22 protein-coding genes are annotated in these 19,372 nt (G+C 70.6%); 9 read left to right on the top strand and 13 right to left on the bottom strand.

The window, feature by feature from the left end; translation table 11 throughout:
• The first annotated feature begins 168 nt into the window (after positions 1-168).
• The 5 genes from ACP56T_RS04235 (at position 169) to ACP56T_RS04215 (ending at position 3,612) form a co-directional block, all read left to right on the top strand.
• A complete protein-coding gene (locus tag ACP56T_RS04235; protein WP_430910852.1) occupies positions 169-795 on the top strand; it encodes a TetR/AcrR family transcriptional regulator in 627 nt (208 codons plus the stop codon).
• A gap of 89 nt (positions 796-884) precedes the next feature.
• The gene (locus ACP56T_RS04230) at positions 885-1,358 is read left to right on the top strand and encodes a DUF2852 domain-containing protein (protein WP_430910851.1); all 474 of its coding nucleotides are present in this window, start codon (positions 885-887) and stop codon (positions 1,356-1,358) included.
• Positions 1,359-1,491: 133 nt separating this feature from the next.
• The gene (gene upp / locus ACP56T_RS04225) at positions 1,492-2,124 is read left to right on the top strand and encodes a uracil phosphoribosyltransferase (RefSeq protein ID WP_430910850.1); all 633 of its coding nucleotides are present in this window, start codon (positions 1,492-1,494) and stop codon (positions 2,122-2,124) included.
• A gap of 66 nt (positions 2,125-2,190) precedes the next feature.
• Entirely contained in the window at positions 2,191-3,201 is a 1,011-nt protein-coding gene (locus ACP56T_RS04220) for an NAD(P)H-quinone oxidoreductase (protein WP_430910849.1), read from the top strand.
• A 126-nt stretch (positions 3,202-3,327) separates the two neighbouring features.
• Entirely contained in the window at positions 3,328-3,612 is a 285-nt protein-coding gene (locus ACP56T_RS04215) for a hypothetical protein (protein WP_430910848.1), read from the top strand.
• Positions 3,613-3,639: 27 nt separating this feature from the next.
• Here the strand turns inward: ACP56T_RS04215 and ACP56T_RS04210 are convergent, their stop codons facing one another.
• From ACP56T_RS04210 to ACP56T_RS04180, 7 genes are all read right to left on the bottom strand, one after another.
• Positions 3,640-4,521, bottom strand: a complete 882-nt coding sequence (locus ACP56T_RS04210; RefSeq protein ID WP_430910847.1) for a 3-hydroxybutyryl-CoA dehydrogenase — start codon at positions 4,519-4,521, stop codon at positions 3,640-3,642.
• A 161-nt stretch (positions 4,522-4,682) separates the two neighbouring features.
• On the bottom strand, positions 4,683-5,633 hold the full coding sequence (locus ACP56T_RS04205; protein WP_430910846.1) for an electron transfer flavoprotein subunit alpha/FixB family protein: 951 nt from the start codon (positions 5,631-5,633) through the stop codon (positions 4,683-4,685).
• 52 nt (positions 5,634-5,685) lie between these two features.
• Positions 5,686-6,435, bottom strand: a complete 750-nt coding sequence (locus ACP56T_RS04200; protein ID WP_430910917.1) for an electron transfer flavoprotein subunit beta/FixA family protein — start codon at positions 6,433-6,435, stop codon at positions 5,686-5,688.
• 179 nt (positions 6,436-6,614) lie between these two features.
• Entirely contained in the window at positions 6,615-7,190 is a 576-nt protein-coding gene (locus ACP56T_RS04195; protein ID WP_430910845.1) for a cob(I)yrinic acid a,c-diamide adenosyltransferase, read from the bottom strand.
• 109 nt (positions 7,191-7,299) lie between these two features.
• The gene (locus ACP56T_RS04190; protein ID WP_430910844.1) at positions 7,300-7,935 is read right to left on the bottom strand and encodes an acyloxyacyl hydrolase; all 636 of its coding nucleotides are present in this window, start codon (positions 7,933-7,935) and stop codon (positions 7,300-7,302) included.
• 156 nt (positions 7,936-8,091) lie between these two features.
• The gene (locus ACP56T_RS04185) at positions 8,092-8,277 is read right to left on the bottom strand and encodes a twin transmembrane helix small protein (protein ID WP_430910843.1); all 186 of its coding nucleotides are present in this window, start codon (positions 8,275-8,277) and stop codon (positions 8,092-8,094) included.
• An 81-nt stretch (positions 8,278-8,358) separates the two neighbouring features.
• Positions 8,359-10,995, bottom strand: a complete 2,637-nt coding sequence (locus ACP56T_RS04180) for a TIGR02302 family protein (RefSeq protein WP_430910842.1) — start codon at positions 10,993-10,995, stop codon at positions 8,359-8,361.
• Between the two features lie 169 nt (positions 10,996-11,164).
• Here ACP56T_RS04180 and ACP56T_RS04175 point away from each other — a divergent pair, with 169 nt between their 5' ends.
• Together ACP56T_RS04175 and ACP56T_RS04170 are read left to right on the top strand one after the other, a co-directional pair.
• A complete protein-coding gene (locus ACP56T_RS04175) occupies positions 11,165-12,214 on the top strand; it encodes a threonine aldolase family protein (RefSeq protein ID WP_430910841.1) in 1,050 nt (349 codons plus the stop codon).
• Between the two features lie 128 nt (positions 12,215-12,342).
• Positions 12,343-13,176: a DUF6270 domain-containing protein gene (locus tag ACP56T_RS04170; protein ID WP_430910840.1), complete on the top strand. Its 834-nt coding sequence runs from the start codon at positions 12,343-12,345 to the stop codon at positions 13,174-13,176.
• A gap of 85 nt (positions 13,177-13,261) precedes the next feature.
• Here the strand turns inward: ACP56T_RS04170 and lysA are convergent, their stop codons facing one another.
• The 5 genes from lysA to ACP56T_RS04145 form a co-directional block, all read right to left on the bottom strand.
• Entirely contained in the window at positions 13,262-14,533 is a 1,272-nt protein-coding gene (gene lysA / locus ACP56T_RS04165) for a diaminopimelate decarboxylase (protein ID WP_430910839.1), read from the bottom strand.
• Between the two features lie 62 nt (positions 14,534-14,595).
• Complete coding sequence (locus tag ACP56T_RS04160) at positions 14,596-14,937, bottom strand: hypothetical protein (RefSeq protein ID WP_430910838.1); 342 nt, start codon at positions 14,935-14,937, stop codon at positions 14,596-14,598.
• 128 nt (positions 14,938-15,065) lie between these two features.
• Positions 15,066-15,359, bottom strand: coding sequence for a 3',5'-cyclic-nucleotide phosphodiesterase (locus tag ACP56T_RS04155; protein ID WP_430910837.1), 294 nt, complete (start codon positions 15,357-15,359; stop codon positions 15,066-15,068).
• A 110-nt stretch (positions 15,360-15,469) separates the two neighbouring features.
• Complete coding sequence (locus ACP56T_RS04150) at positions 15,470-16,171, bottom strand: hypothetical protein (RefSeq protein WP_430910836.1); 702 nt, start codon at positions 16,169-16,171, stop codon at positions 15,470-15,472.
• Positions 16,172-16,272: 101 nt separating this feature from the next.
• Positions 16,273-16,884: a DUF1134 domain-containing protein gene (locus ACP56T_RS04145; RefSeq protein ID WP_430910835.1), complete on the bottom strand. Its 612-nt coding sequence runs from the start codon at positions 16,882-16,884 to the stop codon at positions 16,273-16,275.
• A gap of 305 nt (positions 16,885-17,189) precedes the next feature.
• On the opposite strand from ACP56T_RS04145, the gene ACP56T_RS04140 reads away from it, so the two are divergent.
• Positions 17,190-17,585, top strand: a complete 396-nt coding sequence (locus ACP56T_RS04140; RefSeq protein ID WP_430910834.1) for a YHS domain-containing (seleno)protein — start codon at positions 17,190-17,192, stop codon at positions 17,583-17,585.
• Here the strand turns inward: ACP56T_RS04140 and ACP56T_RS04135 are convergent, their stop codons facing one another.
• Positions 17,586-18,428 (bottom strand): 3'(2'),5'-bisphosphate nucleotidase CysQ family protein, encoded by an 843-nt coding sequence (locus ACP56T_RS04135; protein WP_430910833.1) that lies wholly within the window; start codon positions 18,426-18,428, stop codon positions 17,586-17,588. It abuts the gene before it with no gap.
• A 172-nt stretch (positions 18,429-18,600) separates the two neighbouring features.
• On the opposite strand from ACP56T_RS04135, the gene chpT reads away from it, so the two are divergent.
• Positions 18,601-19,281: a histidine phosphotransferase ChpT gene (gene chpT, locus ACP56T_RS04130; RefSeq protein WP_430910832.1), complete on the top strand. Its 681-nt coding sequence runs from the start codon at positions 18,601-18,603 to the stop codon at positions 19,279-19,281.
• Positions 19,282-19,372: the final 91 nt, after the last annotated feature.

Raw genomic sequence — 19,372 nt, 5'->3', positions numbered from 1 at the left:
CTGTGCCGCCGCCGTCAAGCTCCGAGGGCCGAGGTCGCGACCCCGGCTGTCGACAAGTCGACATTCGCCGCGCCGCTCATCGGCGGTATGCTAGAAAGGCGGGGCGCGGACGAAACCAACCCGGTCCCTCGCCCGTCAACGCTGGCGCGGCGTCGTGAGGAGCAGAGCGTGCGACCCTGGCGGGAAGGTCCCGGAGACCGTCGAAGCTACCACCACGGCAACCTCAAGGAGGCGCTGATCGAGGCGGCGCGCCGCTTCATCGCCGAGCGCGGCGTCGGCGGCTTCACCCTCGTGGACGCGGCCCGTCTCGTCGGGGTCACGCCCGCCGCGCTCTACCGCCATTTCCGGGGACGGGAGGCGCTGCTCGAGGAGGTCGCGGGCCGGGGCTTCGCGGATCTCGCCGAGCGGCTCTCCCGCGCCCTGACCTCCAAGGGGACGCCGCTGGAGCGCTTCACCCGGATGGGGGAGGCGTATCTCGCCTTCGCCGAGGAGGAGCCGGGCTATTACGCGGCGATCTTCGATACCCGCTGCGGAACCGCCGCCGCGCCGCCGGGGGGCCGGCCGGGACCGTTCGACCTGCTGGTGGAAGCCCTGCAATCGACCTTTCCCGATGGGTTCGGCGGCATCGATCCGCGCTTCATCGCGCTCGAGGTCTGGGCCCTCTCGCACGGTCTCGCGACGCTGGCGGCGGCGGGCCAGCTCCCGAAGGGGCCGGGCGTTCCCGACAAGTACGAGCTGTTGCGCGCGGGCGTGCTGGCCCTCGTCCACGGGGCAGGGGCCGCCCCGCGAAGGTGAGCCGGCGCGATCATGGTGAACGGGCCCTTGAAAGCGCCTCGAGGCATCCGCATGTGAATGACGTTCACATAACCCCGGAGCCGTGAACCGTGAGCATTTCCTCCTCTTCTCCCTGGACCGGCGGCAAGGCATGCCGCTCCGGCCCCTTTCCCCGGCGCTCGCTGGAGATCGGCGCCATCGTCGTGAGCTTCGTCTACTGGTGGCCGCTGGGTCTCGCCCTCGTCGCCTGGAAGGTGGCGGACTACCCGGCGCTCTCCGAACTGCGCGGCCTCGCCCAGCGCGCCGCCGCGAACTGGACCAACAGCGATGCCGGACGCCCGGCCTCGCGCTTCGCCCGTGCCTTCGAGGCGGCCGGCAAGGGCGGCGTCACCGGCAACTGGGCCTTCGACGAGTACCGCAAGGCCGAGCTCGACCGCCTGGACGCGCAGCGCCGCGCCCTCCAGGAGGAGAGCCGCGCCTTCGCCGAGTTCGTCGAGGAGCTGAAGCGGGCCAAGGACCGCGAGCAGTTCGATGCCTTCATGGCCAAGCGCCGCGGGCAGGATGGCGGCGGCACCGCCGTCTGACGGCACTCGGCCTTGCGACACGACAAGGGGCTTCCCGCCGCGAGGTGGGGAGCCCTTCTTGCATGCGCTGCCCCGGACGCGCCGGCCTGCTATGGATGGCCGCGAGCGGGATCTTCGTGGCGAGGGAGCGGGCATGGCGGCGTCGGTGACGGTGGTGGGGCATCCCCTGGTGCAGCACAAGCTGACGCTGCTGCGCGACCGCGAGCGGTCGACCCAGGGCTTCCGCCAGCTCCTCAACGAGATCGGGATGCTGCTGGCCTACGAGGTCACGCGCGACCTGCCCCTCGAACCCGTGACGATCGAGACGCCGATCCAGCCGATGGAGGGGCGTCAGATCCAGGGGAAGAAGCTGGTGCTCGCGCCGATCCTGCGCGCAGGCGTCGGCTTCCTCGACGGGATGCTGTCGCTGGTGCCCTCGGCCCGCGTCGCGCATGTGGGCATCTATCGCGATCCGGCCTCGCTGGAGGCGGTGGAATACTACTTCAAGGCGCCCTCGGACCTCGCCGACCGCACCGTGCTGGTGCTCGACCCCATGCTCGCCACCGCGAACTCGGCGGTCGCCGCCATCCAGCGTCTGAAGGAGCGCGGCGCGCGCGACCTGCGCTTCGTCTGCCTGCTCGCCGCCCCGGAGGGGATCGCGCGGTTGCAGGCGGCCCATCCCGAGGTGCCGATCTGGACGGCCGCGGTCGACAGCCATCTCAACGACCACGGCTACATCGTGCCGGGCTTAGGGGACGCCGGAGACCGCATGTACGGCACCCGCTGAACGGAGGAAGCCCTTGCCAACAAGGGGCCGGGCCGCAACTAGGGTCTCGACAAGGAGAGACGCCCGATGCCCGCCACGCTGCCCGAGACCATGCGCCGGATCCGTATCGACGGAGCCGGCGGACCGGAGGTGCTCAAGATCGAGACGGCGCCGCTCCCCGTGGCGGGGCCGGGCCAGGTCCTGATCGAGGTGGTCGCCGCGGGGGTGAACCGCCCCGACGTGATGCAGCGCCAGGGCAACTACCCGCCGCCGAAGGGCGCCACCGAGATCCCCGGCCTCGAGATTTCGGGCCGCGTCGTGGCGCTCGGCGAGGGCGTGACCGCGCCGGCCGTCGGCGATGAGGTCTGCGCCCTCGTCATCAGCGGCGGCTATGCGGAATTCGCTCTCGCCGAGGCCGCGCAGTGCCTGCCGCGCCCGAAGCCGCTCTCGCTGGCGGATGCCGGCGGCCTGCCGGAGACCTTCTTCACGGTCTATTCGACGGTGATCCAGCGCGGCCGCCTGCAAAAGGGCGAGACCTTCCTCGTCCATGGCGGATCGAGCGGCATCGGCTCGACGGCGATCCAGATCGCCAAGCGCCACGGCGCGCGGGTGCTGGCGACGGCGGGGTCGGCCGAGAAATGCCGCTTCTGCGAGGAGCTCGGTGCGGATGCCGCCATCAACTACAAGGAGGCGGATTTTGCCGAGGAGGTGAAGCGCCTCACCGAGGGCAGGGGCGTCGACGTGATCCTCGACATGATCGGGGCGAGCTATCTCCAGCGGAACATCGCCTCGCTCGCCGTCGAGGGCCGGCTGGTGCTGATCGCGCTGATGGGCGGCTACAAGGCCGAGACCGTCAACATCACCCCGATCATGCTCAAGCGCCTGACCTTCACAGGCGCGACGCTCCGCGCCCGCCCCAACGCCGACAAGGCGCGGATCGCCGAAGGGCTGCGGCGCGATGTCTGGCCCGATCTCGATGCGGGCGCGATCCGTCCCGTCATCCACGCGACCTTCCCCCTGGAGGAGGCCGGCAAGGCCCATGCGCTCATGGAGACGAGCGCCCATTCGGGCAAGATCCTGCTGCTCACGGGCCGCTGACGGTCCTTCTCGCCGGACAACAACGCCAGGAACATCCCGTCGATTCCTGGCGTTCCACCCTCGAACCGGCTTCGCGCCGAACGCGGATCGGCCCCGCTCACGGGGCCAGGCGACACGAGGGACACCATGGCGGAACGTCTACCGGAAACCGATGCGCGCCAGGGCGCCAAGGGCAAGCCGATGCTCTACGTCCTGCTCGCGAGCCTGCTGCTGATCGCGGTGGCCGCGGCCGGGCTCCTCACCTGGAACGGCGCCAAGTCGCCGAACGACTACGCGGCGAAGAGCACCGATGCCATGCGCCAGGAGACCACCGGCTCGGTCACGGGGAGCAAGACCACGGCGCCGGCCGCCACGGGCGCGACCGGCAACCCGCAATCGCCCCCGCCGGCTTCCGACAAGCCGAACCCTTAAGAGGGACACCGCCGTTCCGGCTCGCCCTCAGCGGGTCGGAACGGGGTGCTCGCCGCGATAGTCGTAGAAGCCGCGCTTGGTCTTGCGGCCGAGCCAGCCGGCCTCGACGTATTTCACCAAGAGCGGGCAGGGGCGGTACTTCGAATCGGCCAGCCCCTCGTAAAGTACCTGCATGACGGAGAGGCAGGTATCGAGGCCGATGAAATCGGCGAGCTGAAGCGGGCCCATCGGATGGTTGGCGCCGAGCTTCATCGCTGTGTCGATGGATTCCACCGATCCGACGCCCTCGTAGAGCGTATAGATCGCCTCGTTGATCATCGGCAGCAGGATGCGGTTGACGATGAAGGCCGGAAAATCCTCCGACATCGTCGAGATCTTGCCGAGCTTGGCGATGAACGCCTTGGCCGACTCGTAGGTCGGGTCTTCCGTGGCGATGCCCCGGATCAGCTCCACGAGCTGCATCACCGGCACCGGGTTCATGAAATGGATGCCGATGAAGCGCTCCGGCCGGTCCGTCGAGGCGGCGAGCCGCGTGATCGAGATCGAGGACGTGTTCGTCGCGACCAGCGTGTCCGGCCTGAGCTGCGGACAGAGCGCGGAGAAGATCTGGCGCTTGGTGCCTTCGTCCTCGGTGGCGGCCTCGATCACGAGATCGCAGGGGGCGAGGTCCGCGAAGGTGGCGGCCGCAGCGATCCGGTCCCGCGCGCCGCGCCGCTGCGCCTCGTCGATGGTGCCCTTGGAGACCTGCCGGGCGAGGTTGCCGTCGATCGTGGCGAGCCCCGAATGCAGGCGCTCCGTCTCGCGGTCGTTCAGCAGGACGTCGAGGCCCGCCATGGCGCAGACATGAGCGATGCCGCTGCCCATCTGACCCGCGCCGATGATCCCGACCGTCTTGATGTCGATTCCCATCTGCTCAACCCGCGCCCCACGGCGGCCGGCGGGGCCGCCAAGATCTGTTCACGACGCCACGCCGCGTACCGGCGAAAGAAACGCCGGTTCAGACTTCTAGACCATTCCCGCGCGGCGGTGCAGCCCTCCCGCCGCGCGCGATACGGCCTTTGAGAGCAGATTCAGCCCTTCGCCTTGGCGAGTTCGGCCTGAAGCTCGGGCACGATCTGGAAGAGGTCGCCGACGAGGCCGTAATCCGCCACCTGGAAGATCGGCGCGTCCTCGTCCTTGTTGATGGCGACGATGACCTTCGAATCCTTCATGCCGGCGAGATGCTGGATCGCCCCGGAGATGCCCACCGCCACGTAGAGGTCGGGGGCCACGACCTTGCCGGTCTGGCCGACCTGCCAGTCGTTCGGGGCGTAGCCCGCGTCCACCGCCGCGCGCGAGGCGCCGACGCCCGCGCCGAAGGCGTCGGCCAGGGGCTCGATGACTTCCTTGAACTTGTCGGAAGAGCCGAGCGCGCGTCCGCCGGAGACGATGATCTTGGCCGAGGCCAGCTCCGGCCGGTCGGACTTGGCGATCTCCTCGCCCTTGAAGGACGCGCCGGCGGCATCGGGAGCCGCCGCCGAGACCGCTTCCACGGACACCGCCGCCCCGCCTTCGCCGGTCGCCTTGAAGGCGGCGATGCGCACGGTGACGACCTTCTTGGCGTCGCCCGCCTGGACGGTCTGGATGGCGTTGCCGGCGTAGATCGGCCGCTCGAAGGTGTCGGGGGAGACGACCTTGATGATGTCGGAGACCTGCGCCACGTCGAGGAGCGCGGCGACGCGCGGCAGGATGTTCTTGCCGGTGGTCGAGGCCGAGGCGACGATGGCGTCGTAGGGGCCGGCGAGGGACACGATCAGCGCCGCCGTGGTCTCGGGCATGAAGTGGTCGTAGGCGGCGTCCTCGGCCAGCAGCACCTTCTCGATGCCGTCGAGCTTGGCGGCCGCCTCGGCGGCGGCCTGTGAGCCGGCGCCGACCACGAGCCCGTGCACCGGGGCGCCGAGATCCTTGGCGGCGGTCAGCGCCTTGAGGGTGGCGTCCTTCACCGTCGTCTTGTCGTGCTCGATGAGCAGGAGGGTGGTCATCGTCAAAAATCCTGAGCGGGCGTCGCGAGGGAGGCGGTCGGCGGTCGCGGGGTCAGATGACCCCGGCCTCGCCCTTCAGCTTCTGCACCAATTCGGCCGGAGAGCCGACCTTGATGCCGGCGCTGCGGCCCGGCGGCTCCGTGGTCTTGAGGACCTTGAGGCGGGGGGCCACGTCGACGCCCAGCGCGTCGGGGGCCAGCTCCTCGAGGGGCTTCTTCTTCGCCTTCATGATGTTGGGGAGCGAGGCGTAGCGCGGCTCGTTGAGGCGCAGGTCCGTCGTCACGATCGCGGGCAGCTTGAGGCCGACCGTCTGGAGGCCGCCGTCGACCTCGCGGGTGACGGCGATCTCGCCCTCGCCGAACGCGATCTTGTAGGCGAAGGTGCCCTGCGGCCAGCCGAGCAGCGCGCCGAGCATCTGGCCGGTCTGGTTGGAATCGTCGTCGATCGCCTGCTTGCCGAGGATGACGAGCTGCGGGCTCTCCTTCTCGACCACGGCCTTGAGAATCTTGGCGACGGCGAGCGGCTCGCAGTTCACGTCGGTCTTCACCAGGATCGCGCGGTCCGCGCCCATGGCGAGCGCCGTGCGCAGGGTCTCCTGGGCCTGCTGCGGGCCGATGGAGACGGCGACGATCTCGCTGACCTTGCCCTTCTCCTTCAGGCGGATCGCCTCCTCGACGGCGATCTCGTCGAAGGGGTTCATCGACATCTTGACGTTGGCCAGTTCGACACCCGAGCCGTCCGCCTTGACGCGGATCTTGACGTTGTAGTCGACGACCCGCTTGACGGGCACCAGTACCTTCATGGCGGTCACGATCCTCCGCGGGAAACCATCGACCGCGCCGCGCCGCGCGGGCACGGCGTCTTGGGGGAGAGCTGCGGTCGATCAGGCCCCGAAATCCAGGGCGGCGGACCGTAACGGCCACATTTCCGCCTTGTCAACGCGAGGTGTCGGACGAAAAAGTTCATATGTCAACAGTTTAGTTATGAACGGTTCTTGCCGGGCACCCAGAGCACGTCGCCAGCGCCGTTTCCGTTGGCGGCGCGGCTCGCCACGAACAGGAAGTCCGACAGCCGGTTGAGATACTGCAACGCCGCCGGCGAGACGCTCTCGCCCTCCACCTGGGAGAGTTCCACTGCGAGGCGCTCGGCCCGCCGCGACACGGTGCGGGCGAGGTGCAGCGCCACCGCCGCCGGCGAGCCGCCGGGCAGGACGAAGGATTTCAGCGGCGGGATCGGGGCGTTGAGCGTGTCGATGTCGGATTCGAGCCGCTTCACCTGGGCCGCGACGATGCGCAGCGGCTCGTAGGCCGGCGGCTCGGGCCCTTCCGGCGTGGCGAGGTCGGCGCCGAGATCGAAGAGGTCGTTCTGGATCGCCGCCAGCATGGCGTCGAGGGCCGGCTCGGCATGAAGCCGCGCGAGCCCGACGCAGGCGTTGGTCTCGTCGACGGTGCCGTAGGTCTCGACCCGCAGATCGGTCTTCGAGCGCCGCTCGCCATTGGCGAGCGCCGTCGTGCCCTTGTCGCCGGTGCGGGTATAGATGCGATTGAGCGTGACCACGGGTTCTTCCAGGCTGCCGGCGGGAGCCCAACCCTGGAGAAAACCCGGCCGTCCGGCAAGACGGACCGGAAGACGCGGCGGCGCGAAGGCGGCCCCGCGTGCCGTTGCGTCAGAAGGTGTAGCCGAGCTTGCCGCCGTAGTTCGTCAGGCCGCGATTATTCGCGCAGAGGCCGGCATTCGACATGTGCTCGACGGTGGCCATCACGCTCCAGTGGTCGGTGATGCGGAAGCCGAGGGCCGCCGCTTCCCGGAACATCGGCGAGCAGCCGAGCGTGTTGAAGCCGTAGGGCGTCTGCGCCTTGGGGCCGGTATAGCCGTTATGGGCGACGCCGCCGAAGAAGCCGTCGAGGAAGACGCGGCGGCCCAGGGTCTCGGGGAAGAGATCCACCGACCAGGTGGCGCCGAGATAGGCGTAGCTGGTGCGGCCGCCGGTGTTGTAGCTGCCGCCCACCGTCGCGCGCGGCACGAAGGCCTGCCAGAACGGATCGGAGCTGACGAGCGGCTTCGAGAACAGGATCTCGCCGTTGATGTTCTCCTTGGAGAAGCCGCGCGCCTTGCCCTCGGCGCTGCCGGGGTCCTGCACGGCGCCGCCGAGGCGGATCTCGGAGAAGATGTTCCAGGTGGGCGTCGGCGCCATGTAGACCGCCGGCGGCACGGTGGTGCGCGGCAGGTCGGCGGCGCCGGCGGCGGTCGCCATGCCGAGCGCGGCCAGGCCGGCGAAAAGGCGTGTCGTGATGGCGTGCATGCGGCGCGTGTTCCGTGACAACCTCACATGCCTAGCATGGGGCCGCACCGCCCGAGAGATCGCGCGCTCCGCAGGGCCGGGAAAATCATCCCTTCGCCGCGCGATAGCGGTCCGGTGCGGCGCTCCCGCAACACCCGGATTTCCGCCCCCGGACCGTCAGGCCGAGCGCCACCAGACCACGCCCATGATGACGAGGATCGCCACGAACTGGAGCAGCACGCGCAGCCGCATGAGCCGCTGCGACAGGTTCGCGCTGCCGCCGCGCATCATGTTGGCGAGCCCGAACAGGAGCACGAGCGCCACCGCGAGGCAGGCGAGGAGGACGAGGGTATCGGCGGACATGGGACCGGCTTTCGGACGCGTATCGGAATGAGCCGCATCCTATAGCCGGCCGGGGCCGCCGGCATCAGGGACGGCGGTCGATCAATTGCGGCGCAGCAGCCGCTCGAAATAATCGAGCTCCTCGCGCGGGCGGCTCGGGTCGCCGAGCTTGCGGCGCAGCTCCTCCATGATGCGGCGGGCCCGCTGCACGGCGGATTCCTCGGCGCCCGGCACCTTCACGCGGCCGTCCGAGGTGTCCCGGCCCCTGGTCGGGCGGCCGAGGGGATCGTCGTCGCGGTTGCCGGCCTGTCCCTGCTGGCCGGGCTGCTGGCCCTGCTGGTCGCCCTGGCTCTCGCCTTCGCCCTCGGCCATCTCCTGCGCCTGCTTGGCCATGCCCTCGGCGCCCTTCTTGAGCCCTTCGAGGGCGCGTCCCTGCGCGTCCACGGCGTCGCCCTCGCGGCCCTCGCGGAGCGCCTGCTCGGCCTCCTTCATGGCGTCCTCGGCATCGGCGAGGCCCTGCTCGCCCTGCGCGCCGTTCTCCTTCATCCGGCGTTCGAGGTCCTCGAGGCGGCGGCGCAACGCCTGCTGGCGCTCGCCCGTGCCGCCCTCGGCTTGGTCCTGGCCGCGGCCGCCCTTGCCCTGCTTCTGGCCGCCCTGCTGCTGCTCGCCGCCTTGGCCCTGCTGCTGCTCCTGGCCGCCCTTCGGCTGGCCGCCCTGGCCCTGCTGCTTCTGCGGGCGGCCCTGCGGACGCGGCTTGCCCTGCTGGCCCTGCTTGTCCTGGCCTTCCTTGAAGGTGTCGTCGCGCAGGGCCTGCTGGTCGCGGGCCATCTGGTCGAGCTCCTTCATCTGCTTCTGCATCTGGCGGGCGGTCTCGCCGCTCTTGCCGCCCTGCTCGGCGCTCTGGAGATTCTCGAGGATGTTGCGCAGCTCCTCCATCAGGCGCTGCGCCTCCGCCGTGTCGCCGCGCTTCATCGCCTCGGCCATGTCCTGGAGCATCTTCTCCAACTGATCCGGGGTGACGGTCTTGGCGCCCTTCTGGTTCTGGCCCTGCGGCCGCTCGCCCTGCTGGCGGGGATCCTGATTCTGACGCTGGGCGAACTCCTTCATGAAGCGCTCCAGCGCCTGCTTCAGGTCCTGGGTCAGGCGCTTGATCTCGTCGTCCGAGGCGTTGCGGTCGATGGCCTCCTTGAGCCTGTCCTGCGCCTGGCGAAGCTGCTTCTCCGCATCGGAGAGATCGCCGTCCTCGATCTTGAGCGCCATCTCCCAGAGCAGATCGGCAACGCCGGTGAGGGCCTCGTCGTCGCGGGCCGCGCGCAGGCGCCGCGCGGCGGCCTTGAGCCCGAGGAAGACGCCCGGCTGCGGCGTGAAGATGTCCGGCGCGATGAGCAGGGCGTCGAGCGCGGTCTGGACCCGCTGGCGGCTCTCGTCGGGGCCCGTGACGAGCCGGCGGCGCTCCTCGGCGAGGGCGCGCGCCAGCGGATCCTTGAAGGGCCGCGCCGGCAGGGTCATCTCGACGGTCTTGGTGCGGCCCTCCTGTCCGGCCTCGTCCTTGACCACGATGGTGAAGCGCACCCGCGCGCCCGACCACGGGTTCTCGGTGAGGTCCACGAGGGTCTTGGTGTCGGTCTCGCCGCTCGAATCCGAGGGCAGCGCCAGGGAGATCCTGGGCGGGGGCGCGAGCGAGCGCCCGCCCTTGAGGGGCTCGACCAGCCCTTCGGCGGAGGCGATGCCGTAATCGTCCTTGGCGCGGTAGGTGAGGTTGAAGGTGCCGCGCCCGTTCACCTCGGGGCCGCCGACGCTTCTCACCTCGGGCGGGGTGTCGGGAATCGCCTCGACGGTCAGCCGCTGCGTCTTCCCCGCCGTGGCGACGGACAGTTCGGCGATGGGGCCGACGATTTGGAAGCGGTCCTCGCGCAGGTCCGGCCGCGCCTCCTTGCCGGGCAGGGGCTTGAGGCCGGGATTGGGGGTCAGGACGGCCTCGCCCTCGCCGGCGACGCGGATGATAAGCTGCGCGTTCACCGGCGCCCGCAGGCGCTGCTCCGTGCCGTTCAAAGCCACGATGAGCGGCGGCATGCGCGTGTAGAGCGGCGGGTCGATCCAGCCGTCGACGCGGAAGCTGGGGCCGGCGGCGGGCGGCTCGCGCCAGTCGAAGGCGCTCGTCACCCGCGAGCGCCACTCCGAGCCCGCCGCGAACAGGCTCGCGACCGTCGCCAGGATCAGCGCGGCGCGTAGCGCGTAGGGGTCGTGCCGGGGCATCATCGGGCGCGGCCGTCCGACCCGCAGGCGGCTCACGGCGTCCGCCGCGCGCTTCTGGTGGAGCGCCCAGAGCGCGCGCGTGGCGGGATCCTCCGTGCCGACGGCCAGGGTGTCCTCCACGGCGGAGGCCGGATCGTGCAGCGGCGCGCCGCCGCGCTCGGCGGCCTCCCGGTCGATGCGGGCGAGGGACGCGCGCCGGCCGGGCCGCCTCAGGCGCAGCAGCGGGACGAGGGTGGCGAGCAGCAGCACGGCGAAGGCGGCGAGCCCCGCCATCCGCCAGACGGGCGCGAGATCGAGCCAGAGGCCGAGCCAGGAGGCGGCGAGGAAGGCGAGCAAGACGGCGAGCGGCCGCCAGAGCAGCGGCCACGCCGTCTCCCAGAGGCCGGCGGCGGCGGCCCGCGCCACCAGACGGTCGAGCCGGACCTTCGCCGGGTTCGTGGCCTCTCCGTCCGTGCCGCCCGCCTTGGGTGTCTGCCTGCTCACGCCGTCGGTCGCCCCGCTCGCGCAGAATTCGGTCTTCCAAGTCCCGAGGCTAGCACGGTGCCCGTGGCGGGCCGCCGGGTCAAATCGGCCCAGGAGGGAAGCCGTGGGCGCAACCTGTGCAGGGGCCCCGGCAGGCCCATTTGACACGCAACGGCATGACGGACCGCGCATGATGACGAGCGACGCCCAGCAATTCGCCAGCGACAACTATTCCGGCATCTGCCCGGAGGCGTTCTCGGCCATGGAGGCGGCCAATCGCGGGCACGCGGCGGCCTATGGCGAGGATGTCTGGACCGCGCGCGCCGCCGACAGCCTGCGGCGCCTGTTCGAGACGCCCTGCGAGGTGTTCTTCGCCTTCAACGGCACGGCGGCGAACTCGCTGGCGCTGGCCTCGCTCTGCCAGTCCTATCACAGCGTCATCTGCGCCGACGCCGCCCATGTGGAGACGGACGAATGCGGCGCGCCGGAGTTCTTCTCCAACGGCTCGAAGCTCCTGACCGTGCGCACGCAAAGCGGCAAGCTCGACCCGGCGGCGATCCGCGCCACGGCGACGGCGCGCAGCGACATCCATTTCCCGAAATGCCGGGTCGTCACCATCACGCAGCCGACCGAGACGGGGCAAGTCTACAGCCTCGACGAGATCCGGGCGATCGCCGCGACCTGCCGGGTGCTGGGCTTGAGCCTGCACATGGACGGCTCGCGCTTCGCCAATGCCTGCGCCAGCCTCGGATGCAGCCCGGCCGACATGACCTGGCGGGCAGGGGTCGACGTGCTCTGCTTCGGCGGCACCAAGAACGGCATGCATGCGGGCGAGGCGGTGCTGTTCTTCGATCCGAGCCTCGCCGTCGATTTCGGCTATCGCTGCAAGCAGGCGGGGCAGCTCGCCTCGAAGATGCGCTTTCTCGCTGCGCCCTGGGTCGGGATGCTGGAGGGCGGAGCCTGGCTCAGCAACGCCGAGCACGCCAACGCCTGCGCCCGAGATTTCGCCGAGGCGGTGGCGGGACTGCCGGGAATCGAGCCGATCTTCCCCGTCGAGGCGAACGCGGTGTTCCTGCGCATGCCGCCCGCCGCCATGGAGGCCCTGCGCGAGCGCGGCTGGCGCTTCTACACCTTCATCGGCGGGGGCGCCCGCTTCATGTTCGGCTGGGACGCCCTGCCGGAGCGGGTGGCCGAGCTGGTACGCGACCTGCACGAGATCGGCGCGCCCCGCGCCGCCTGATCCGGGATCGGCGCTCGGCGCGGCCGATACCGTCATCCCGCGTCGATGTTCCGGCCCTACACGGTCGGACGCACCATCGACCGGAACGGCGGCAGCGGCTCCGTTCGAGGATCGGACCCAAGGCTGGAATGTCTCGGATCAAGATCGCGATTCTCGGGAGTTGCGTCACGCGTGACGCCTTCCTGCTGCCGCGCGGCAAAGCGTACCGAATACCGGCCTATGTCGCGCGCACGTCCTTTGTCAGCCTCACTTCGCCACCGGTGCCCTTGGCCGAGGGGACGATCCAGGCGCCGCACCGGTTCGACGTGAACTGTATCCGGCACGACTTCGAGAAGACCGCCATCGACACGATCCTCTCGAGCGCGCCCGATTATCTCATCCTCGATTTCATCGACGAACGGTTCGATCTGATGAAGATCCAGGACTCGATGATCACCGATTCTCGATATCAGAAGGATTTTGGCGTCCTCAACAACAACCATTTCGTCGTCGAGGGTGTCGTTCCGCGTTCCGATCCGGCAACGACGGAGCTTTGGAAGCAGAGCTGCACGGCGATCATCGAAACGCTCCTGTCGCGCCTGAAGCCGGAGCAGATCATTCTGCACAGGTGCCGTCTGGCGTTGGAGTATCAATCGGCAGGCGAGCGCAAGACATTTTCCGGCTATCATGCCAAGTTGACCGAGACCTTCAATCCGATCTTCCAGGAATACGAGGCTTTCTTCCTGTCGCAGCTTCCGGGCTGCCGGACGATCAGGGTGACGGACGATCTCGTCGTCGGCGACGACGATCACCGCTGGAAGCTCCAGCCATTTCACTATGTGCCGGCCTATTACGAAGCGTTCCTCGATCGGCTCGTCGCGATCACCGGAGACGGGGGCGTGTCCGGCAAGCTGGGTCGGCTGGCCGGAGAGTTGGCTCTACGCTTCTCGGCGCTGGGCAGCACATTGGGCCTGACACGATGACACGCGAGCACGACGGTCGGCTCGCAGGGCCGGGCCGAGACTGTCGGACCGCACTTCTTTTCGAGACGGGCCGCGCTCCCCCGGCCTAACCGCCGAGCCAGTGCGGCACGCGGTCGAGGCCGATCAGCTCGTCGTAGGTCTGGCGCGGGCGCACCAGGGCGCTGGCCGCGCCCTTCACCAGCACCTCCGGCACGAGGCGCCGGCTGTTGTAGGTGCCCGCCTGAACCGCTCCGTAGGCGCCGGCCGTCATCACCGCGAGGAGATCGCCGGGGGCGGGCTCGGGCATCTCGCGGTTGAGCGCGAGGTAATCGCCGCTCTCGCAGACCGGGCCGACCACGTCCGCCACGATGCGCGGCGCGTCCTCCGCCGGCTCCGCGACCGGACGCAGGGCATGGAACGCCTCGTAGAGGGTCGGGCGGATGAGGTCGTTCATGGCCGCGTCCACGATGACGAAGACGCGCCCCTCGGAGCGCTTCACGTAGATCACCCGCGTCACCAGGATGCCGGCGTTGCCGGCGATCATGCGGCCGATCTCGAAGACCGGGCGCAGGCCGAGCCCCGAGAAATGCGGGCGCAGCACCGCCGCCAGCGCCGCCGGGTCCGGCGGCGGGGCGTTGTCGTCGCGATAGGGGATGCCGAGGCCGCCGCCGAAATCGATGTGGCGGAGCGCGTGCCCGTCGGCGATCAGCTCGCCCGCGAGCCCGGCGAGCAGCCTGGCGGCGGATTCGAAGGGCGCGAGGTCGGTGATCTGGCTGCCGATATGCGCGTCGACGCCGTGGACGGACAGGCCCGGCATCCGCGCCGCCTCCGCATAGACGGCGCGCGCCCGGCTGATCGGGATGCCGAACTTGTTCTCGTACTTGCCCGTCGAGATCTTGGCGTGGGTGCCGGCGTCGACGTCCGGGTTCACGCGGATCGAGACCGGCGCCGCGATGCCCAGGCTCGTCGCCACCTCCGACAAAGCCGCAAGCTCCGGCTCGCTCTCGACGTTGAAGCAGTAGATGCCGGCCTTCAGAGCGGCGGCCATCTCGTCGCGGGTCTTGCCGACGCCGGAGAAGACGATGCGCCGCGCCTCGACGCCGGCCCTCAGCGCCCGGATCAGCTCGCCTTCGGAGACGATGTCCATGCCCGCGCCGAGCCGGGCGAGGGTGGCGAGCACGCCCTGGTTCGAGTTCGCCTTCATGGCGAAGCAGACCAGCGCGTCGTCCCCGGCGAAGGCCTCCGCGAAGACGCGGTAGTGCCGCTCCAGGGTGGCGCTGGAATAGCAGTAGAACGGCGTGCCCACCTCGTCCGCGAGGCGCGACAGATCGACGTCCTCCGCGTGCAGGCGTCCGTCGCGGTAATGGAAATGATGCATCGTCAGGCCTGGAGGATTTCAGGTCGCCCGCGCGGATGACGGCGCCGGCCCCCCAGCGCCTATCACAGCAGCGGATCGAGGATGAAGCTCTGCTTCGGGATGGTGTAGCCGCGCTTGGCCCCTCGGGCCGTCTCCACGGGGGCGGCCCCGGAGGCGGGCGAGACGGCGGTCGGCGACAGCTCGTCCCCGGCGCTCACGGCCGCCTGATCGGAGACCGCCTCGCCCCCCGTCCCCACGGTGGAGGGCAGGGCGCGCGTGGCGGAGGGGCCGGTGGCGGAGGTCTTTGTCGGCGCGTTCGGCGGCTCCAGGGCGCCGCGACGGCCGCAGGCCGAGGCCGAGATCACCAGGGGCAGCAGCAGGGCCGCCGCCAGGATCCGGGGGGCGGGGAAACGCTTCGTCTTCACGGCGGCGGAGCCCATCTCGACAGGAACGCGCCCTCGCGAGCGGGGAGGGCGGGGCACCTTAGCCGTTGAGGGCGGGGGAGGCGAGCGCCCCCGCGCAACAGCCTCGCGGCAACCGGCCCCCTGGGCCGTCAGCCCTTCTTCTTGGCATCGGCCGCCTTGGCGTCGTTGGCCTTCTCGTAGGCGTCGATGGCGCGGCGGCAGTTCTCGGTGAGCTTGGTCCAGTTCTTCTGGAAGCAGGCGTCGGTGGCCGGGTCCTCGGGGGCGAGGTTGCCGCAATAGGTCAGGTAGTCCCCGGTGCAGTACTTCTTCAGGGTCTCGTTGCCGCGCTTGGTCTGGGGGGCCGGGTCGGCGGAGGCGGACGTGCCGGCGGCGAACGCGGCGAGGCCGGCGGCGAGCACGAGGGACGTCAGCTGAAGGGACATGAAAGATCGTTCCGTCTTCGAAAGAGGGGATATGGCTTCCCGATGATGCCTCGGCGTGGTCGAAACAAGGCGGGCGCCGGAAGCCGTCCTTAAGCCCGCCCGCCTGACTTTCAGGTGAGCGCCTTCATCGGGAACGCGGCCGCCGAAGGCAGACGTTCGCGCCCGGTCAATGCATCCGCGACCTCGCCGATGCGGCGGCGAAGCTCAGCGTTCTCGCTCCGCATCTCGGCCGCCGCCGCCTCTCGTGCTCCGGCGAGCGCCGTCTCGGCGGCGGCGAGCCGCTCGCTCAGGGCGTCCCGTTCCGCCTGGAGACCGGCGGTCTCCCCGGCGGCGGCCGATGCGGCCTTCCGCTCCGCGCGCATCTCGACGAGGGCGTCGAGCAGATCGGCATGGGCCTCTTCCAGCGCCGTGAGGGTGGAGGCCGCCGTGGAGCCGTCCGAGAGGGCCGTGTCGCGCTCGCCCTCGACGCGGGCGATGGTGGCCTTGTCGGTGGCGATCACCGCGTCCCGCGCCCCGAGGTCGCGGGTCAGGGCGGCGACCTCCATGGTGCGCGCGCCGATGGCGGCGAGGTCCTTGTGGCGGCCGGCCACCGCCGTCTCGACCTTGCGCTCCAGCCGGCGCTGCTCGACGGCGAAGACGGCGCGCAGGTGGTCGCGCTCGGCCACGATCTCGCGCGGCGAGAGCGGCAGCATCGCCTCCACCCGGCGGCGGGCGAGGCGGGCGGCCCGCGCGTTCAGGGTCGGCAGGAACAGCAGGGCGCACAGGCTGGCGGCGAGGAAGCCCAGCGCGAAGATCATCACCGTCTCGATCACGCCGTACCGCCGTCCCTCGCTGTCGGGGCTTTCGCCGCAAGGCCAAGGGTCCCTTTAACCCATCTCCTGGCCGAAGAGGCAATCGCCGGAGGGCAAGAAGCTCAGAAGGGATTCCAGGTCGGCCGGGCGGTGAACTTGAGATAGCCGATATTGATCCCGAGCCGGGCGCCGACGCCGGTCCTGATCGGCACCACGACGATGCCGTCGGAGGTCACGGCGGTCATGCCGAAGCCGCCGACGAAATAGGCGGAGCCGTCGAGGCCCCCGAAACGCCGGTAGAGATCCTTCACGCTGGAGAGGTTGTAGACCAGCATCATGGTGCGGTCGCCGTCGCCGCCGACGTCGAAGCCGAGCGAGGGGCCCTGCCAGTAGACCCGGCGCTGGCCGGCGTTGCGGGTGTAGAGCGTGCCCTCGCCATAGCGCAGGCCGCCGACGATGGCGCCGGAGGCTTCCTGGCCGAGGATGTAGCCGTTGGGCTCGCCCCAGCGGCGCGTCGCCTCCTGGACGGTGATGGCGAGCCCCCGCGACATCGTGCCGAAGAAGCGATGGCCGGAATCGACGATCTCGGAGGGGCTGAAGGAGGCGGGATTGCCGGGATCGCCGCGCGAGGGCAGCTCGGAGGCGCCGCCGAGCATCAGCGAGCCGGCGATGGCGGCGGCGGCCAGGAAACCGGCGTTGAGCGCGCGGCGCGACGGGGCGGGGGCCTTCGACATGCGTCCTCCTCGGCGGCGGTGCCGCCCCGTGGGGCCCGCCGGAGCGCCGTGGCGCTGCCCTCGGGCTTCCTTGCGCCATTTCGCCCGACGATTGCGGCGAAACCGGTCTCGGGCCGATCGTTCGGCCGCGCGGCGCGGACTTGGCGGCTTGCCGCGGGTTGCGCCCTCGGGCGTGTTGGGTTCGAACCGGACGCGTGCCGGAACGCGGGATCCCGCGATTCGGCGAACATCGCCCGGACGGTCGCAGGATGTGGTTAACGCGCCGTAAATTCGTCGTCCTCGCCGCCGCCGCGACAGGGCCCGCCATGGCCGGGGTCCCCACCGTCGACCTCCTCGCGCTCCGTGGGTTCGACGCGGTGAGCTACCATCTGCCGAACGGCCCGAAGGCGGGCCGCGCGGAGCACGAGGTCTCCTGGCGGGGGCGGGTCTGGCGGTTCCTCGGGCCCGCGAACCGCGAGATCTTCCGGCGCGATCCCGAAGCCTACGCCCCCCGGCTCGGCGGCTTCGACCCCGTCGGCGTGGCCGAGGGGCGGCTGGTCGAGACCGATCCGCTGGTCTTCGCCGTGGCCGCCGGTCGGCTCTACCTGTTCCGCGACGCGGGGCGCCGCGAGCGCGCCGCCGTCGAGGCCGCCCTCCTCGGGGAGGCGGAGGCGCGCTGGCCCGGCCTGAGCGGGCTGACCGACGGCCTTCCGCCGGGCTGATCAGGCCGTGGCCTGGGGCCGGACCATCGGCCCGCGATCGGGCAGGGCGACGCGGCCGGCATAGCGCCGGTCCCCATAGGCCGCGAAGGGGCCGTTGCGGTAGGAAAGGGCGTGGCGCCCGTAGACCAGGGGCCGCCCGCCGGGCGCCAGCACGCAGCCGCCCGCCGCCGTGAGGACATGGTCCCCGGCCGCCGTGTCCCATTCCATGGTCGGGCCGCAGCGCACGTAGATGTCGGCCTCTCCGGCCGCGATGAGGCAGAACTTGAGGGCCGAGGCGGTCGGCCGCCTGGCATGGACGGGCAGGCCGCCGAGGCAGGCGTCGGTCTCGCGGTCGCCGTGGCGGTTGCTGACCAGGGCGACGAGCCCGTCCGCCGGCGCCTCGCGGACATGGATCGGCGCGGGCGAGAGCGGCCGGTCGTCGCGGACGGCCGCTTCGCGGGCGGTCTCGCCCGCGTACCAGACGCGGTTCAGGCCGGGGGCCGCGAGCGCCGCCGCGACGGGACGGTTGCCCTCGATGAGGCCGATATTGACCGAATATTCCGGGCTGCCGGCGAGGAAGTCGCGCGTGCCGTCGAGGGGATCGACCAGGAAGAACAACTCGGCCGGCTCGCGGTCGTGGCTCGATTCCTCCGCCACCACCGGGATGCCCGGATAGAGGCGCGCGAGCGCGGCGAGGATCAGCGCCTCGGCCTGCGTGTCGGCGATGCTCGCGGGCGAGCCGTCCGGCTTGAGCACATGCGCGCAGTCCGTCCGATGATGTCCGCGCAGGATTCCGCCGGCCTCGCACGCGATCTCCGCGAGGCTCGCGGCGATGCGGTCCCGCTCCGCTGCCGAGAGTGTCATGCAGCCGTCATGCCCGAGCCCTTTCGCGATGTCGACCGATCGCGCGGGAACGGGGCCGCTTTTCAAAGCGGGACGCGCCGTCTATCCGTGGCCGAATCCATCGGCCGGAGATCGCCAACCGGACATGGGCCCTCGACTTCCATCCCCGTCGACGCCTTGCGCGGAGCGCGCCATGACCACAGTGACCCTCGATTCCCTCGATCTGTCGGCGCTGCTCTGCTCGCGCGTCTGCCATGACGTGATCAGCCCGGTCGGCGCCATCGTGAACGGGCTCGAGGTGCTGGAGGACGATTCCGATGCCTCCATGCGCGAGTTCGCCCTCGACCTGATCCGCAAGAGCGCCAGGACCGCCTCCGCCCGGCTCCAGTTCGCGCGCATCGCCTTCGGGGCGGCGGGCTCGGCCGGCTCCTCCATCGACCTCGCAGACGCCGAGAAGGTCTCGCGCGGGATGTTCGCCGACGAGAAGACGCAGCTCACTTGGAGCGCGCCGCAGGCCCTGTTCCCGAAGAACAAGGTCAAGCTGCTCCTCAACCTCGTGATGATCGCCACCAACGCGATCCCGCGCGGCGGCCTCCTCGACGTCGTGGTCGAAGGCACCGCCGAGGCCGCGACGATGACCATCAAGGCCAAGGGCGGCTATGCCCGCATCCCGCCTCATGTCGAGGATCTGATCGCCGGCCGCTCCGAGGGCGGCGTCGACGCCCACGGCATCCTCGCCTACTACGCGGGCCTCGTCGCGCGGGCGGCGGGCATGGGCGTCACCCTCTCCATCGAGGGCGACACGGTGACGATCGCGGCCGCCCCCGAGACGCCGGCCGCCGGCGCGGAGACCTCGGAGACGGCGCTCGCCTGAGGGGCGGTGACTTCACTTCGGGATTCACCAAAACAGATCCGCTCAACGCTTCACTAACCTATCGCAGTCATCTTTGCGTCTGCACGAACGT

This window comes from Methylobacterium endophyticum (assembly GCF_050591105.1).
Lineage (GTDB): Bacteria > Pseudomonadota > Alphaproteobacteria > Rhizobiales > Beijerinckiaceae > Methylobacterium.
The sequence above is the reverse complement of the archived record's forward strand: the minus strand, read 5'-3'. Positions and strand labels throughout refer to the sequence as shown.

What these genes read in the sequence shown, in the direction of transcription:
- upp (WP_430910850.1), top strand. Translation starts at nt 1,492, where the DNA reads ATGGCGGCGTCGGTGACGGTGGTGGGGCATCCCCTGGTGCAGCACAAG.
- ACP56T_RS04220 (WP_430910849.1), top strand. Translation starts at nt 2,191, where the DNA reads ATGCCCGCCACGCTGCCCGAGACCATGCGCCGGATCCGTATCGACGGA.
- ACP56T_RS04215 (WP_430910848.1), top strand. Translation starts at nt 3,328, where the DNA reads ATGGCGGAACGTCTACCGGAAACCGATGCGCGCCAGGGCGCCAAGGGC.
- ACP56T_RS04210 (WP_430910847.1), bottom strand. Translation starts at nt 4,521, where the DNA reads ATGGGAATCGACATCAAGACGGTCGGGATCATCGGCGCGGGTCAGATG.
- ACP56T_RS04205 (WP_430910846.1), bottom strand. Translation starts at nt 5,633, where the DNA reads ATGACCACCCTCCTGCTCATCGAGCACGACAAGACGACGGTGAAGGAC.
- ACP56T_RS04200 (WP_430910917.1), bottom strand. Translation starts at nt 6,435, where the DNA reads ATGAAGGTACTGGTGCCCGTCAAGCGGGTCGTCGACTACAACGTCAAG.
- ACP56T_RS04190 (WP_430910844.1), bottom strand. Translation starts at nt 7,935, where the DNA reads ATGCACGCCATCACGACACGCCTTTTCGCCGGCCTGGCCGCGCTCGGC.
- ACP56T_RS04185 (WP_430910843.1), bottom strand. Translation starts at nt 8,277, where the DNA reads ATGTCCGCCGATACCCTCGTCCTCCTCGCCTGCCTCGCGGTGGCGCTC.
- ACP56T_RS04175 (WP_430910841.1), top strand. Translation starts at nt 11,165, where the DNA reads ATGATGACGAGCGACGCCCAGCAATTCGCCAGCGACAACTATTCCGGC.
- ACP56T_RS04170 (WP_430910840.1), top strand. Translation starts at nt 12,343, where the DNA reads ATGTCTCGGATCAAGATCGCGATTCTCGGGAGTTGCGTCACGCGTGAC.
- lysA (WP_430910839.1), bottom strand. Translation starts at nt 14,533, where the DNA reads ATGCATCATTTCCATTACCGCGACGGACGCCTGCACGCGGAGGACGTC.
- ACP56T_RS04155 (WP_430910837.1), bottom strand. Translation starts at nt 15,359, where the DNA reads ATGTCCCTTCAGCTGACGTCCCTCGTGCTCGCCGCCGGCCTCGCCGCG.
- ACP56T_RS04145 (WP_430910835.1), bottom strand. Translation starts at nt 16,884, where the DNA reads ATGTCGAAGGCCCCCGCCCCGTCGCGCCGCGCGCTCAACGCCGGTTTC.
- ACP56T_RS04140 (WP_430910834.1), top strand. Translation starts at nt 17,190, where the DNA reads ATGGCCGGGGTCCCCACCGTCGACCTCCTCGCGCTCCGTGGGTTCGAC.
- ACP56T_RS04135 (WP_430910833.1), bottom strand. Translation starts at nt 18,428, where the DNA reads ATGACACTCTCGGCAGCGGAGCGGGACCGCATCGCCGCGAGCCTCGCG.
- chpT (WP_430910832.1), top strand. Translation starts at nt 18,601, where the DNA reads ATGACCACAGTGACCCTCGATTCCCTCGATCTGTCGGCGCTGCTCTGC.